The 17,142-nt window shown below is 40.9% G+C and carries 12 protein-coding genes and 1 pseudogene; 2 read left to right on the top strand and 11 right to left on the bottom strand.

The genetic code is table 11. The annotated features are described in order from the left end of the window. Window positions 1-123: 123 nt before the first annotated feature. Window positions 124-751 (top strand): annotated as a pseudogene (locus M1E93_RS08550) (SDR family oxidoreductase). 43 nt (window positions 752-794) lie between these two features. Here M1E93_RS08550 and tmaR read toward each other — a convergent pair. The 3 genes from tmaR to M1E93_RS08535 form a co-directional block, all read right to left on the bottom strand. Further along, complete coding sequence (gene tmaR / locus M1E93_RS08545) at window positions 795-1,127, bottom strand: PTS system regulator TmaR (protein WP_004920843.1); 333 nt, start codon at window positions 1,125-1,127, stop codon at window positions 795-797. 162 nt (window positions 1,128-1,289) lie between these two features. Beyond that, the gene (locus tag M1E93_RS08540) at window positions 1,290-2,561 is read right to left on the bottom strand and encodes an MFS transporter (protein ID WP_104873550.1); all 1,272 of its coding nucleotides are present in this window, start codon (window positions 2,559-2,561) and stop codon (window positions 1,290-1,292) included. A gap of 272 nt (window positions 2,562-2,833) precedes the next feature. Continuing rightward, window positions 2,834-3,028, bottom strand: a complete 195-nt coding sequence (locus tag M1E93_RS08535) for a hypothetical protein (protein WP_036940804.1) — start codon at window positions 3,026-3,028, stop codon at window positions 2,834-2,836. A gap of 374 nt (window positions 3,029-3,402) precedes the next feature. On the opposite strand from M1E93_RS08535, the gene sbcB reads away from it, so the two are divergent. Beyond that, window positions 3,403-4,830 (top strand): exodeoxyribonuclease I, encoded by a 1,428-nt coding sequence (sbcB, locus tag M1E93_RS08530; protein WP_102780482.1) that lies wholly within the window; start codon window positions 3,403-3,405, stop codon window positions 4,828-4,830. Window positions 4,831-4,876: 46 nt separating this feature from the next. Here sbcB and dld read toward each other — a convergent pair whose 3' ends face one another. The 8 genes from dld to yieE form a co-directional block, all read right to left on the bottom strand. Then, a complete protein-coding gene (gene dld, locus M1E93_RS08525; RefSeq protein ID WP_004920852.1) occupies window positions 4,877-6,610 on the bottom strand; it encodes a D-lactate dehydrogenase in 1,734 nt (577 codons plus the stop codon). A 225-nt stretch (window positions 6,611-6,835) separates the two neighbouring features. Further along, entirely contained in the window at window positions 6,836-8,218 is a 1,383-nt protein-coding gene (locus M1E93_RS08520) for an APC family permease (protein WP_004920857.1), read from the bottom strand. 593 nt (window positions 8,219-8,811) lie between these two features. Further along, a complete protein-coding gene (locus M1E93_RS08515; RefSeq protein WP_104873551.1) occupies window positions 8,812-10,785 on the bottom strand; it encodes a ligand-gated channel protein in 1,974 nt (657 codons plus the stop codon). A 264-nt stretch (window positions 10,786-11,049) separates the two neighbouring features. Continuing rightward, a complete protein-coding gene (locus M1E93_RS08510) occupies window positions 11,050-11,838 on the bottom strand; it encodes an ABC transporter ATP-binding protein (RefSeq protein ID WP_004920863.1) in 789 nt (262 codons plus the stop codon). Further along, window positions 11,835-12,929, bottom strand: a complete 1,095-nt coding sequence (locus tag M1E93_RS08505) for a FecCD family ABC transporter permease (protein ID WP_014656188.1) — start codon at window positions 12,927-12,929, stop codon at window positions 11,835-11,837. Before M1E93_RS08505 ends, M1E93_RS08510 begins: the two co-directional genes overlap by 4 nt. A gap of 18 nt (window positions 12,930-12,947) precedes the next feature. Further along, window positions 12,948-14,072: an ABC transporter substrate-binding protein gene (locus tag M1E93_RS08500; protein WP_154598944.1), complete on the bottom strand. Its 1,125-nt coding sequence runs from the start codon at window positions 14,070-14,072 to the stop codon at window positions 12,948-12,950. A 347-nt stretch (window positions 14,073-14,419) separates the two neighbouring features. Beyond that, on the bottom strand, window positions 14,420-15,910 hold the full coding sequence (locus M1E93_RS08495) for an amino acid permease (protein WP_004920869.1): 1,491 nt from the start codon (window positions 15,908-15,910) through the stop codon (window positions 14,420-14,422). Between the two features lie 215 nt (window positions 15,911-16,125). Then, the gene (gene yieE, locus M1E93_RS08490; RefSeq protein ID WP_040133253.1) at window positions 16,126-16,989 is read right to left on the bottom strand and encodes a DNA-binding transcriptional regulator YeiE; all 864 of its coding nucleotides are present in this window, start codon (window positions 16,987-16,989) and stop codon (window positions 16,126-16,128) included. Window positions 16,990-17,142 lie beyond the last annotated feature (153 nt).

The raw sequence follows: 17,142 nt of genomic DNA, 5'->3' as shown, positions 1-17,142 counted from the left end.
TCTCTGCACTGAATAGCTCTCCCACTTATTTGACAGAACAATAAATCAAAACCTATTATTGATAATAAAAATTAAAACCATCATTATTTCTATTTACTGATTGTTAATTGAAAGGAAAATATGATGGCTCATTGGGTAATTTTTGGTGCAACAAAAGGAATAGGCCTCGCATTAGCCAACATTGGTATTCAACAAGGCCACCAAGTCACAGCCTTAGTGCGTCAACAAACGGATGCTGAGCGGCTAACGGCTGAAGGCATACAAACCTTTATTGGCGATGCCACCGACCCATCTTCTTTAGAGGCGATTTTTGCACACATGACACCTGATACCGTCATATTCACCACTATTGGCGGCGGGCAAGCCGATTTTGTTGGTAATTACCATATTATCCGCCAAGCAGAGCAGCATCAGATACATCGTTTATTATTTGTCACTTCAATTGGTTGTGGCGACAGTTGGTCAACCTTATCACCAAGAGCAAAAGCCCTTTTTGGGCAATCTGTACGCCAAAAATCAATGGCAGAGTCCTATTTACAGACTAGCGAAATAAATTACACCATTTTAAGACCTGGGGGCTTAATGAATAGCGCGGCAACGGGTAACGCAACTTTATTTAACAGGGGAAGCCCATGGTGTCGTTAGCCGAGAGGATGTCGCGAGAATATTAGCGAAGCTCGCTGAAGATAAAAGTAGCTATAGGCAGGTTTACGCTGTTATTGACCCAGATTTAAAACCACACTGGGGTTGATGCGATGACATTGAGCCGAGCTAACCTCGGCTCTAGTCTTCAATTATTTCACGTCTTTTTTATTGAGTTCGCCCATCTCTTTTAATTTATTCGAGATCTCACGGCGCTCTTTGGACAGTTCCGCATTTTTAATGATGTAATCATCAACACGGTCGTCATAATCGCTACGCATATTCGCGATAATTGCTTGAATTTCCTCGATGGTCATACCCGGTTTAATATAGTCGCTTAAGTTATCAAGCAATAAAACACGTTTTTGGTTATCACGAATTTTCTTTTCATTGTCGGTAATTTCACGACGAATTTTATTTTTACGACGATACATACGCACAAATTCCAAAACATTATGGAAAGATTGTTTGTTAGCGTTGTCCATGTTTAAAAACCCTCTGTTAGAAAAACAAAACGCATTCACTCGTTACACAATACCTTCTAACAGCACCGTGTTACAACCCTATTTCATCTATTCATTGATATAAAAACAAATAAAAAGGCATTTTTGCTCAATCGACTCCACTCACGAGCTGAATTGTTTCAGTTATACCTTTTGTACCTCGTCCTTAACGCCTATTTCCTGAGCAACTCTGGAAGTTTGTTTGGCAAGCGCTATTTTATCGCTGCGTAAACAGAAAGCAGATAAAATTGTGGTGATCACGACAAAGCCCCCCATTACCAGATAGGTATCAGCAAAACCGATTTTATCGTAACCCCAGCCCGCCAACGGCGATAAAATACTCCCCACAATCGAGGTAATACAGCTAAAACCCACTAAGTACAGTGTCGATGATAAACGCTTATCAAAATGGCGACTGTTATATTTAAAAATTGCAATCAGCAATATTGGCAGCTCTACAGCATGAAGTAATTTCATAATAGAGATCATGAGAGGTCCTTCGACTAAACCTGAGCCAATAATCCGCAATGCCATCACACTACTCGCAAACAATAACCCTTTTTTGGCTCCTATGCGGTTAACAATATACGGAGCTAAAAACATACCTCCTGCTTCTAAGAAAACCTGCAATGAATTCAGATAGCCATACATTTCATTACCTGTTTTCTCATCTTGGAATTGGTGTGCGAAATAGACCATAAATTGCTGATCATAAACACTGTATATGCATGTGCCCAACACGAATAAAATCAGCGCCCAAAAACGAGGAAGTGTGAACAATTGCAAGGCGTCATCAAGGGTTATGCCAGAAGGTTTTCCATGCTCTAGGCTATTAAATGCGTTTGGTTTTGCCGTTTTTAGTTTTAATAAAATAACGAGAAAAATCGCACCGGAGAGGCTCGCCATGATAAAATTGTAATTAGGGTCAACGTTAATATTGCGACCAGCAAAAAATGTCGCAATCGCCCAACCTAATGAGCCCCACATCCTTGCTTTGCCATATTCGAAATCACGCAAGCGACTGACACGTTCCGTATACGACTCAAGTACCCCAATTCCGGCATGGAAAGTCATACCGATAAAAAGACCACCGATTAAGCTTCCTACCACCACATTCCATTGCAATAAATAGCCAAACACCATAAAAAATGGGCCAGATGATATCAAAAGTATCGCAATAAACAGTAATAAGTTCTTTCGTAGACCTAGCTTATCTTGTAAAAAGCCATAAAGAGGTTGCGCGCAAAGCGCCACTATGGAAATACATGAAAAAATGATCCCCGTTTCAGTGCCTTCTAAACCAACATATTTTCTAAGCCAAATAGCAACAATTGAAAATGTTGACGACCAAGTAAAAAAGAAAAAAAACAGCAACGCACTCAATGACACGTAGTACTTTCTCGATTCATTATTCATTGTTATTCGCCTGCAAATTCCCCTAAATGCCAAAAATGTTAAGGTTAACATTTTTTCTAAACCAGTAAATCGCACTCAAATTGTGATGTTAAGCACATTTGTTAACGTTAACATCACTGATTTATGAAGCAAATCACTCTTCAGTGTCGGTATGGAGCCGTTGTTTTAGCAATATCAACTTGCGGGTTGATCTTCTGATCAACGAAAGAAAGGTCACGTAATGAAATGATAAATGTTGCTGTCACTAGCCCTCAAACGAGGGCTCGTATTATCTAAACTTGGCTATTTAGAAAGGTCACTGCATCATCAAGAATGCTTTTTCGCGCTGGGTTGTTTTCTTCTTTTGCATCCTTTTTCAACTTATCAATAATACTTTGTTTAGTCACGTCGCTATTACCCAATAGCTCTAGTGTCACATGACCTATTTCAGATAAAATTAAACGTGTTCTTTCATCATATGTATTCATATTCACATCCTCTTTTTTGTTAGTCGCATTTAAAAGAGTAGATCAAAATATCCTTTATCAGGCAAATTTTTACGCTGATTTACCTGTTTTTTCAAGAAAAAAGGGCATCTTATATCAAATGATTGATATAAATATCAATTAGATAGCAGTTTGTTCCTATTACATATTTAAATTGCAACGCCAACCATTTAAGGGCCTCTGTTCAGGTTTTCACATCTATCAGGTATGATAGTCGCTACTATTTGTGAGAAGTTACCGCCTATTCTCTGGAGCAATTTTTGTGTTTATTAGCCTAAATTATTTGCCCCTTATCAGTAACCATCACAAAACCTCATCATCACAAAAATAGCAGCAAAGGCTTACGGAGAATAACGTTGCAAGAGACTAAAAAGCAGCCTACCTTTTTTATTCATGACTATGAAACCTTTGGTAAACACCCCGCACTTGATCGCCCCGCACAATTTGCAGGTGTTAGAACCGATCTCGATTTTAATATTATTGATGAGCCAGAAGTCTTTTATTGCGCACCAACAGACGACTATTTGCCCCAACCAGAAGCGGTGATGATCACCGGTATTACACCACAGCTCGCCTTAGCCCAAGGCGTCAATGAGGCTGAATTCGCTAAACGGATCCACCAGCAATTTAGCCAACCGAATACCTGTATTATGGGTTACAACAATATTCGTTTTGATGATGAAGTGACTCGAAATATTTTTTATCGTAATTTTTATGACCCCTACGCTTATAGCTGGCAGCAAGGTAATTCGCGTTGGGATTTATTAGATACTGTGAGAGCGTGTTTTGCGCTACGCCCTGAAGGGATTATTTGGCCTGAAAATGATGAAGGCTTACCTAGTATGCGCCTTGAACATCTAACAAAAGCGAATGGTATCGCCCATGAAAATGCTCATGATGCGATGTCCGATGTACTCGCCACCATAAATATGGCGAAGCTGCTCAAAGCCGCTCAACCTAGAATGTTCAACTACTTCTACCAGCTAAGAAATAAAAATAAAGTTAGCCAATTAATCGACATTGTCGATATGACACCGTTGGTGCATGTTTCTGGCATGTTTGGCGCTCTACGCTCCTATATTAGCCTTGTTGCACCATTAGCATGGCACCCAGACAACCGTAATGCGGTTATTATGTGTGATTTAGCGGCGGATATTTCACCCCTGGTTAATTTGCCCGTTGAGACTTTGCGTGAGCGCTTATATACCCCTAAAACGGAATTAGATGGCGAATTACCGGTTCCGATTAAATTAGTACACATTAATAAATGCCCTATTCTTGCGCCTGAGAAAACATTGCGTACAGAAGATGCTGAACGCACGGGGGTTGACCGCGATCTCTGCCTACGCAATTTGGAAATCTTACGTAAGCACCCCGATATTCGTCATAAAGTGATTGAAATTTTTGCCCAAGCGCAACCATTTGAAGAGCCGGATGATGTTGATGCTCAAATTTACAGTGGCTTTTTCAGTAGCTCTGACCGCTCGACGATGGATATTATTAGAGAAACACCGGAAAAAAACCTGCCTGCGTTAGACCTCACTTTTGAAGACCCACGTATGAAAGAGCTATTTTTCCGTTATAAAGCACGTAATTACCCCTCAACCTTATCCTATGATGAGCAGCAACGCTGGTTGCAGCACCGCCGTGACTACTTTACTGAAAGCCGTTTAATGGAATATATGCAATCTATTGAGTCGTTAATGATTGAACATCAAAACGATGTTGAACGCTGTAAGCAGCTCAAAGCACTGGTCAATTACGCGGCTGAATTAGCCAGCTAATATGGGTTGGGCAGGGTTTCCTGCCCAAAAACAACGCTTGCACTGATTAGTGATCGTGGTGGCAACCACAATCCCCCTCCCAATTTTTACGTTTCGTTGTTTTGCCTAAACCGGGGTTCATGGTGTTAGTCGGATCGGCTTTTTTATAGAAAGATTTTAGCTGTGGCTGAGCTTTATATAAGTGGCCTACGTTATGCTCTGCGGGGTATTGTGCACCTCGTTCATCTAACAGCGCTAACATTTTCTCTTTCAATTCTTTTGGATCGACGCCTTTTTTCAATACATAATCTTGGTGCATCACATGACACATAAAATGCCCACAATACAGTTTATGAACTAACAATTTTTCAATTTCTGGCGGCAATTTTTCAAACCAATCACGATCATTTCGACGCAAAGCGATATCCAGCGGCAATACATCCTCAACATCTTTATTATGTACCGCATGATAACGAACCGCCGATCCCGCTGCGGCAAAGCGGTGTAAAAATGCTTTCGCCCCTTCCTCTGGTGTACACTCAAAATACCCCCCATCCGCCGTTGCAAAGAAGGATTTCAGCCAAACTTTCGCCTCATCAATACCTTCACCCGCCATTTTTAACATCAGATGATGCTCATACTTATCACGAAATTGCTTCATACGTGGAGGTAAATGTGCAGGCCATAATTTACTGAGTAGCTGCATAGTGCGGTCAACAAGGTTTGACGGTAACAACGGTACTTTATTTAATACGGCATCAATTCGGCCTTTGATAGTAAAAAATAGTGGCATTTTGTCAGTGCCAAATTTATCTATCATTAAAAAGGTATCTTTTCCGTATACTTCAGCGATATCAAAACAACCGCGGTGCATATACTCACCTGCTACTGGTAAGTTTTTAAATTCACTAAGAATATGACGGCGAATGTCTTCCAGAACATCCGGATTGTTTGTGCCAATATAAAACACTTGTGTTGAGGTATCGGCAGGGAAAGTATCAAGGCGGACAGCAAATACAGCTAATTTACCCGCACAACCAGATGCTTCAAACAAGCGGCGCTCATCTGCGTTAAAGCGTGATGGTGTATCCGCATTCACATCACGAACTCGCTGAGCATATTCATGGTCTGACGCCAGCTTTTCACTGTGTTCAACATCTTCTGTTCGATAACGTCGATTTTGCAAGTTCGTTAAAATTTCTTCAGGTGTATCCCCTAAGTTAATCCCTAGGTGGTTTACTAACTCCACTTTTCCATCTTCATTTACTCGCCCATATAAGGCTAGCTCCGTATAAGCCGGGCCTCGGCGCACTAGGGAGCCACCTGAACTATTACAGATCCCACCAACCACTGACGCCCCGATGCAAGAGGAGCCAATGAGAGAATGCGGTTCACGACCTAATGGTTTTAGTAATTTCTCGAGGTCATACAGCGTACTGCCTGGCATAGCAACAACTTGATTAAATTCAGGTAATACTTGAATTTGATTTAATTTTAATGTGCTAATAATAACGATATCACGATCATAATCATAACCGCTTGGCGTCGAACCTTCTGTCAGCCCTGTGTTCGCGGCTTGCATAATCACTATTTTATCCGCCTCGACACAGGCTTTAAAAACATACCATTGCTCTAACAACGTGGTAGGGAAGACGACCGCTATAGCATTACCGATACCTGAGCGAAACCCTTTGCGGTAACGTTCGGTTTTATGAGGCTTAGTCAGGATATTTTTTTTACCAACAATATTGGTGAGTGTCAGTAATAATCGTTGATTTTCAGGGCTGTTTACTGCATTCATTTCTGCGCCTTCCTGTCAGGGTAATTATCAATAAACTGTTCAATTAATTGTAATGTCATAATCATTTAACAACCATATCACATTATAAAGCGTTTTAGATTGAGATATCGGTGCAGTGTCACAATTAGCTGATTGGAAGGTTAAAACAAATAATAGACTAACAGCCTGAATAATAGGCAAAAAAAAACAGCACTCTGAGGTGCTGTTTTTATTCAATCGACTAAATTAATAATCGCTCATTTGAGGCATTGGACGACGGAACATACGCGTCAATATCGCCATATAGACCAGACCGACAGCCGTCCAAATTAAACCATATACCATTGAATCCTCTTCGATATTTAACCATAGTACACAAACGGTCAGCGTACCAATGACAGGCAAAATCAAATAGTTAAGGATATTCTTAATCCCATGTATACGGCGTTCACGAATGAAGAACTGGCTGATAACTGAAATGTTAACGAACGTAAACGCAATCAGTGCACCAAAGTTAATTAATGCTGTTGCAAAGTCCATCTCAAACCAAATAGCGCCAAGTGCTAACACACCGACCATTAATACGTTATAAGACGGAGTACGCCATCTTGGACTTACGTGGCCAAAGATTTTTTCTGGGAACACCCCATCACGCCCCATCACATACATCAAGCGAGCACTACCTGCATGTGCAGCCATACCTGAAGCTAATACGGTAACACATGAGAAAACCAAAATAATGGACTGGAAGAATGCCCCAGCAACAAATCTCATAATGTCAGGTTGTGTTTCATTGATGTTTTTAAAGCGCGAAACATCTGGGAAAAATTGTTGTAAGAAGAATGACACGGTAATGAAAATAATCCCACCGATAAGTGCTGTCAGGAAAATAGCACGCGGGATCACTTTACCTGCATTTGGCGTCTCTTCTGACAGAGAGCTTAACCCATCAAAACCTAAGAATGAAAAGCAGAGTATTGTCGCTCCGGCTATCAGAGGGATCAATTCCGTGTGCTCATCAGCAAATGGTCGGAAGGTCCAAACTTCACCCGTTCCTTCGCCATTCGATACACCATGAATCACAATCAAGGTAAATACAACCATGACCCCTATTTGAATAATGGCAATCACGGTACTTAGATTAGCGATGACGTTGATACCGCGTAAGTTAGCGGCAGTCATCAGAATAACTAGCCCCACAACAAAAATAGCAGGCTCAACCGTTGGGAAGATATCTTGTAAATAAATCTTCGCTAATAATATGTTGATCATTGGCATAAAGATGTAAGACAGCAGCGAGGTCCATCCTACAAGGAAGCCAATATGTGGGCTCATTGATTTTTGAGCGTAGGTATACGCCGAGCCAGCAGATGGAAAACGTTTTACCAATTTGCCGTAGCTCAGAGCAGTAAATAGTATCGCAGCAAGTGCAATAATATAGGAAGTCGGGACGTGACCACCGGTTTTATCCGATACCATACCAAAAGTATCGAAAATCGTCATTGGCTGAATATAAGCAAGACCAATCATCACCACTTGTAACAGGGTGAGCGTTTTTGCCAGCTCTACGCGGTTGTTTGCACCAGTTTGGTTGCTACCGATGGATAATGGTACTGAATTATTTGGCATGATAAAGCCCTCCCATAACTTTCGATTGAGTACTATTTGACCTACTTAATCGACAGTTACTGGGAAGACTTTGCATCTGCCTATAGGCAGAGAAGAAAGATGAAAGGTTAAATGGTGAAGTTGCGAAGCAGCCGATTGCTCCGTAATCATCGATGCGGCAGCCACGGCCACCAGGCCCTGCTGCGAATGCGAAAAAGTAAGCCATGCAAGCATTCCTCAAATCGGTAGCATAAAATGTTTGCTACACGTAAAAATATAATTTATCTATCCGGCCTATTATCCGGCCCCATAAAATTAAACGAACTTAAAAAGCAAAAAAAAACCGATACCGGAAATTGAGGTATCAGTCATTTTTTTAGTTCGCGCATTTTGCACTTCAAGTTATCAAATAGCAATAGGTATTGTTAAAAAAACAGACAATATTTGATGAGAATTTTTGATAAATTTGCCGATTTTGCGCTGGTAGCTAATAACTTGTTTTCTTCTATAAATTTTTGCTATTAAAAGACATTTTTTACTCTTTTTCGCACGCCAAAAAACAAGGCCCTCTTAACTCAATAAGAGAGCCTTAATTCAGTCAGTTATCAAACTCATTAGAAGTTATAGTTGATACCTATATTGTATCGACGACCTTCTAATTCAGCACCATAGTTTGTTGAGTCAATGCGGCGATCTAGCACGTTATAGACACCACCGACAATATTTGCATTCTTGTTCAACTGGTAGCTTGCCCCTAAATCAAACAATGCATATGACGCCGTACCATTATTCATTGTCTCACCACGGCCTTGGTAATCAGACGTTTTACCGCGGAAATTCATGCGTGCCCATGTTTGCAACTCTTCAGTTGTATCCCATGTCAATGTCGTATTACCCATATGTTTTGGCTGCTTGTTTAGCGGCTTACCTTTATTGACACCACTTCTTTGTTCAGTGTCGGTGTAAGTATAGTTCGCCGAAAACGCTAAATTATCCAGAATGCCCCAGTTAAACGTTAACTCAACACCACGCATTCTTGCTTTATCAACGTTTTCACGGTCACTAACAAAACGGTATGGCTTACCATTATCACCAATACCATCATCTAATGTACAGTCTCTGATATTTGCATTGCTATTATCACAGCGTCTAACTTCTGTAATTTTATCTTTGAAATCGGTATTATAGATCGTGATCCCTGCGGTAATATTGTCTTGGTTATTCCAAATTACACCAATTTCTTCTGTAACACTTTTCTCCGGTTTCAAATTCGGGTTACCGTAAATCACTGCGTTACCTGCGCGCCCACCCGTTGATTGCCCCCAGTCTGCTGAAGATTGACGTAAGTCAGGTGCTTTATAACCTGTAGACACACCACCTTTGATGGTCCATTGGTCGTCAGCATGCCAAACACCATAAAGACGAGGTGTCCAGTGAGTACCATAGTTTTCGTCTTTATCCATACGGATACCGCCGGTTAAAGCGAAATCATTGGTCATTAACCATTCATCTTCCGCAAACAGCGCCCAGCTATAACGGTCAAGTTTGTTTAGTGCAAATTTATTATCACCTGCTTCTAATTTTTCCTTACGATATTGGCCACCTAAACTTAAACTGTGGTCACCAATTAAGAAGACACTTTGATTACGTATGATGAGATCATCAAATTTCATCTTACGAGTTGGGTTCTTAGTTTCATCGTATTGAATATAAGTATCAGTGTTAGCTAGGTCATAAACCCCTGTATGAGTTAATGCAGTATGCGTCATCTCATATTTACTAAAGCTGCTACTATCACCTTCTTTATACGTATAGCCTTCACGATAGTCCCTATGCTGGCTATCTTTTTTGAAATCCAAATCAAAGGTGTTCTTTTCATCTGGTGTTAATGACAGTGTTCCACCACCACTTGCAACGATTTGACGACCGAAACCATCAACGATTTTATCTTCACCACGGTGTGAATATTGACCGCTAAGCTTCACGCCTAACAAGCCATCAATCAGTGGACCAGAAGTATAGAAACTGCCTTGTCCAGTGTTTCCTGAATTTCTACGCTCAGTAATTGTCGTATCAGCACGTAAACTTGTCGTCCACTCTTGCTGCACACGGCGAGTAATAATGTTAATTACCCCACCCATAGCATCAGAACCATAGAGGGAAGACATAGGCCCACGAACAACTTCAATACGTTCTATTGCAGGTAGTGGTGGCAGCCATCCCTGTTCGATACCTGAACCGTCACTATTTGGGCGCGTACTGCGCGTATCAACACGCTTACCATCAATCAAGATCATCGTGTATTTTGCATCCATACCACGAATACTGATATCTGAACTACTACCGCCGCCGGTGACTAGAACGCCCGGAACGTCTTTCAATGCATCGGTGACATCACGGTAAGCTTTATTTTCTAGTTGCTCACGCGTTACCACAGAAATAGACGCCGGCGCATCTTCAATTTTTTGTTGGAAGCCAGATGCGGTGGTAACCATAATCGTGTCTTTACTATCATCCGCAAATACAGGGACTGCTGTGATTGCCGCAATAACGCTTATTGCAATTTTTCTTTTATTGAAAACTACCATTCCCAACTCTCCAAGAGATAATTTTGATTTGAATTTTGATATGACATAAGCTCAATATTCGGGTCTATAACCCTATCATTACTATTATTATTTTTTTGGTTATTAGATAATAAAAATTACCCATAGAAAATTTATGGTAAATACTATTTGTATATATTGAAATTTTCTATAACTAATTATCGCTAGAAAAATATAACCTTTATTCTCTTATTCAATTAATAGTGCCAATCTAAATTTCATTGACACTATTAATTTATATCAAAACTAGCTCGCTAACTTATCCACTAAGCCATCAATTAAAACTTGTGGTACCCCTTGAGAACAGCGCTCTATTCGCCCCCTAACACCGTACACATCAGCCAAGCTATCTGGCGTAATCACGGCCTCTGGTTCACCTTGAGCAATCAGTTTGCCTTTTTTTAGCATTAAAACATGTTCAGCATGTCTTAACGCAATATTGATATCATGAACCACAACCACCGTAATAATATTGCGACGCTTTGTTTCTTTCGCCACTAAATCCATAACGTGATATTGGTAATTTAAATCTAATGCACTTAATGGCTCATCTAATAACAATAAGTTTGGTTGACGAATTAATGATTGTGCCAAACCAACCAATTGCTTTTGACCACCTGATAATTGGTCTAAATAACTTAATGCTAAATGTTCAATACCTAATTGACGCAATAAATGCATCACTTCATCTTTACTATTTTCATTACTCAGACCACCCGATGCTCTTTGAGCAACGATCACTGATTCCAAGACATAAAGATGAACACCTGCTGGTAAGCTTTGAGGTAAATAGACAACATTTTGCGCACGCTGAGCAAAGTTTTGCTGTGTTAAATCCATTCCATCTAACAGCAATTGCCCTGTAGCTTTATTTAAACCAGCCAAAGAGCGCAGCAGAGTCGATTTGCCGCTTCCATTTGGCCCTAATAACACAGTGATCTGACCTCTTGGTAAAGCTTCTGTTGTCAGCCCTTCAATCACAGGGTTTTTAGGATAACCTGCATTAAAGCGATTAATAATCAGGCCATCTGTCATGACACACTACCTCTATGACGTAAAATAATACTTAAGAAGAACGGTACACCAACGAGTGAGGTCACAATACCAACAGGAATAATGACACCCGGTATAATATTTTTAGATGCAATAGATGCCATGGATAAGACTAAGGCACCAATTAATGCGCTTGCTGGCAAATAAAAGCGGTGATCTTCACCAAACATCAAGCGCGCGATATGAGGAGCAACCAGGCCGATAAAGGCGATAGGCCCCACAAATGCGACTGCCAACGCTGATAAGATACTGATACGCAACAATGTGGTTAAACGTAACCGACGGACATCAATACCAAAACTAATCGCTCGGTCTTCGCCCAACCTCAGTGCAGTCAGTTTCCATGAACTCATCATCGCCAATGGGAAAATTAGAGCAAAGACGAGTGTCATCACCCCGAGTTTTACCCATGTTGCTTTTGAAAGGCTCCCCATTGTCCAGAATACTAGACCTTGCAGAGTGTCCTCTGTGGCAATAAATTGCATCATTGAAACTAAAGCATTAAAGGTAAATACCAATGCGATCCCAAACAATACGACACCCGATGTTGCAACGCGCGTCCAACGGGTCACTGCATCTAACATCAGTGCAGCCAATAGTGCAAAAATAAAGGCATTCGCTGAAATTACCCACTGATCAGGCACACCAGGAATAGCAATACCGGAAACAATCGCTAATGCCGCACCAAAAGCAGCGGCATTGGAAACACCGAGGGTAAATGGACTTGCCAACGGGTTATTCAAGATAGTTTGCATCTCGGCCCCAGCAAGGCCAAGTGACATGCCAATCACAACGGCCATAAGGGCATAAGGCAAACGGATATCCCAAACAATCACACGAGTTCCCGCTTCTACAGATTCAGGGGATACGATGGTTTGCCATAATTTTTCCAGCGATAAGCCGGATGGGCCTAATGTGAAATCAATAACCAATGATAATAAGATTGCAGCGATGATCACGGCAATCCATGCTACCCTACGACGTAACATTTTTTGATAATGCTGCTTCACACCATTATCATTTTCTCTCACTGACGGCTTAACAGTTGATATAGACTCGGTAGTAAGACTCATTATTATTACCTACAAAATTTACTTCTCACTTACCCAATAGATGCCGGTTGGCTCAACTGCAAGAAATTGGCTATGTAATTCATTCAAGGTTTTTTGCGGATCCAGATCAGCAAACTGCTCCGGATAGAACCATTTAGCAAATACTTGAGTCGCTAATACGTTGTAGGGAGAATTGTAATAGTTATGCCAAATTGCATAGTCTTTGCCATCTTTCACCGCTGACAAAGAGCTAATTCCTTTGCGTTCAGTAATTTTTTTCAAGCTACTTTTTGCATCTTCAACAGTGCCTTGTGCCCCTAATTGCACTCCGACATCTTTACTGCCGGGAGCTTTAGCACCTGTTGCGATATAAATTTGTGGGTCAACAGCGATAACCTTTTCTAGGTTCATATTACCCAAAGCACCGGGTAGCACATCTTTGGCGATATTTTTCCCACCCGCTAGGTCGATAAAATTCCCCATGTTCCCGTTGCCTGCGGTTCCACAACAATCTTCAAATGCACCAGCACGTAAATCAATAAACACGGTAGGCTTTTTATCTTCAGGGATCTTACTGGTGATATCCGTCACTAATTTTTGATTTTTTTCGTAAAAATCAGCATATTTTTCTGCAGTCTGTTCGCGATTTAATGCTTTCCCAAGCATACGGATACTCGGTAGCGTGTTTTGCAGTGGATTGTCTCTAAAATCAACAAACACAACAGGCACACCCGCCTTTTCTAACTGCCCTACTAACTCACTATTTTTACCGGGGCCATGACCAGAGAGGCCAAAAATCGCAATGTCTGGATTCAGTGTTAATACTTTTTCGGCACTGACACTATCAGCGCTGGTATTACCAATTAATGGAATATTATCAATTTGAGGGAACTTAGCTTTATAAGCCGCGTAAGTTTGTGGATCAAGTTTACGTAAGTCGCCTTGCCAGCCAACAATTCTATCAAGCGGTTTATCGCCTTCAAGTAAAGCAATTGCACTCAACAAACGGCCTTCACCAAGTAAGATACGATTAACATTATCAGGTACTTCAACCGTTCTACCAGCAACATCAGTAACTGTTGCAGCCAATGAGCTAATACTGATACTCATCACAGAGCCTGCAAATAATGCTAAACCTATCCCTTTTGCTAACGACTTTGCCATCAACTTCACATCAAACCTCTTATCCCCTTTATTTTGGTGCCCATAACAATAAAGCAAATAAGAATACTTATCAATACGATTGCTGATTTAATTCCATCTATGTATTGAATTGTGATCGTGGACGAAAATTTTTGTTAATCAATTGATAAATTGGCTATTTCGTCTTTAAAAAAGAAGATAACGCCAGACTCAGCATGCAAAGCATATCATGAGGAAACGACCCGATTATTCGGTTTTTCCCATTATAAAAAATGCCAATCAACGTTCGAACTGACCCCAGTTCATTGTTGATTGGCATTTTTATTTATAACTTACTGTTATTGAATATGTGTAAATAATTTAAGCAATTATTTATTCAGATTTTCACGGTAGCTTGGGAATTCCATGTCTTTATAACGAATAATTGACGTTTTTTTGGCTATTTTATAGCCAAACCAAATTGCTAAAAATAATGGAATACCAATATAAGTGGCTGTAACCCCTACCCAATCAATTTTATCTTCTAAAAACGCTTGATAGTTTTGCCCTAATGTAATCACTAAACAGAGAACAAAAGCAAAGATAGGACCAATTGGGAAGAAGCCCGAACGATAAGGTAAGTCATTAATATCCTTACCTTGCGCAATATAACCTTTACGGAAACGATAATGGCTAATTGCAATCCCCAACCAAGCAATAAACCCTGTCATACCTGAAGTATTCAGTAGCCATAAGTAGACAGTTTGGTTACCAAACATTGAACTTAGGAAGCACAGAGCAGCAATTACCGTAGTGGCAAATAGCGCATAACGCGGTACCCCACCTTTTGAGAGGCGAGCAAAAATGCGTGGTGCTTTACCTTCACGGGCTAAGGTATACAGCATACGTGTTGAGGCGTACATCCCTGAGTTACCTGCCGATAGTACCGCCGTTAAAATAACCGCATTCATTACTGCTGCTGCCGATAGCAACCCAGCATTTTCAAATACTAAGGTAAATGGGCTAACACTAATATCTTTAACATCATTGCGCAGTAGATTAGGATCTGTATATGGAATAATCAAACTAATGATCAAGATTGCAAAGATATAGAACAAAAGGATACGCCAAAATACTTTACGTACTGCTTTAGGGATATTCTTCGCAGGGTCTTGAGATTCACCCGCGGCGATACCAATCAGTTCGGTTCCTTGGAAAGAGAAGCCGACAATCATCGCCACACCAATCATGGCAGAGAAACCACCAGCAAATGGTGCATCCCCGATGGTCCAGTTATGCCATCCCGCATTTTCAGCACCACTCATGATACCAAAAATCATCAATACGCCGACAACGATGAAAATAACAACGGTTGTCACTTTAATGAGTGAGAACCAATATTCTGCCTCACCAAACCCTTTAACAGAAATATAGTTCAGTAAGAAAATGACGGCTAAAAATATTGCGCTCCAAATCCAACCCGGCGTATCAGGGAACCAGTAAGTCATGACCAGTTGCGCGGCAACCAAGTCGACAGCAATAGTTACAGCCCAGTTATACCAATAGTTCCAGCCTAATGCGAAACCAAAACCTTCATCAACATATTTAGCGCCATAGGTCGCGAAAGAACCTGACACTGGCATATAAGCCGCAAGTTCACCTAAGCTGGTCATCAAAAAATAGACCATTAAGCCGATAATTGCATAAGAAAGAAGCGCCCCGCCGGGACCTGCTTGTGCAACGGTTGCACCGGATGCAACAAAGAGGCCGGTGCCAATGGAGCCGCCAATGGCAATCATTGCAAGATGGCGAGCTTTCAACTCACGACGTAATTTGCTTTGTCCGCTACCTTGTACCGTAGTGGTTTGTTGTTCTGACATCTGTTCCCTGTTTTTCTTTATTTAATCAATATTGAAGGAATTCTAGCAAAACATCCTGTCAGAACTAAGTAACTCTTGGCAGTTATAAGATACCTTCATAATCCCAACGGAATTATTAGTAAAACACTTATATCCTATGCATCATAGTTCAAATAACAACCTTGTTGACCATTTGGCTTTATACGATCCATAAACTTTGTTAAATCAGCAACACATTACTTGCAATAATCTAATAAGTTTTTAATTGCATTAGATAAATGTTTTTGGCGGTGATAAATCAAATACAGTGTTCGCTGTAACTGTAGCCCTTCAACCTCTAGCTCTACTAACGACCCGTTCGTCAATTGCTCCTCAATAACGCGTCTTGATAAGCAACTGATCCCCATACCAAAGCGAACTGCATGCTTAATGGCCTCCGAATTACCAAGCTCCATAAAAATATGAAAACCCGGTAAATGAGCAAATAACAGCTGATCGAGCACATCTCGTGTACCTGAGCCTCTTTCACGCAGCACCCAAGGCGCATCACGTAACTCTTTTAAGGTGAGTGTTCTTCCCGCCAATGGATTACTAGGAGCCGCAAATATCACCAATTCATCTTTTAGCCATGGTTCGGTAATTAACTCGGGGCTATGGCACACGCCTTCAATAAGACCCACATCAGCGCGAAATTCCATCACCGCTTTAATAACTTCCTCTGTATTACTGATATTTAACTCTAATGGGATCGTCGGGTGGTCACGACGATACTCCGCCAGCAGTGATGGCAGCATGTAATTACCAATTGTGGTACTGGCAGCGAGACGCACCGCCCCCATCTCTTTTTTGAATAATTGTTCTACTTCCAACGCTTGTTCAAGCAACGCCAATGCCTTGGGATAGAGCAGCCGACCATGCTCATTAGTCACAAGCCGTTTGCCTACTCGGTCAAACAGTTGTACTCCAAGTTGCCCTTCAAGGTCGGTCAACGACGCACTTACAGCAGATTGCGATAAAGCGAGTAATTGGGATGCTTGCGTCGTGGAGCCACTTTTTAGTACTTCCGTAAATACCTCGAGTTGCCTAAGTGTTATTCGCATACAGGTAGCCCCAACATTGTTCACTAGAGTTTGTAATAATATTGTTAATATTAACGATTTATTACCAACTTACCAGAAGAAACTTATAACCAGAAATTCAGATAGATTATATATAAACAATCAATTTAAATTATTATAGTTTTTGTTATATGC

Source organism: Providencia sp. PROV272 (assembly GCF_049901975.1).
GTDB lineage: Bacteria > Pseudomonadota > Gammaproteobacteria > Enterobacterales > Enterobacteriaceae > Providencia > Providencia stuartii.
This window is presented reverse-complemented; position numbering and strand designations above follow the sequence as displayed.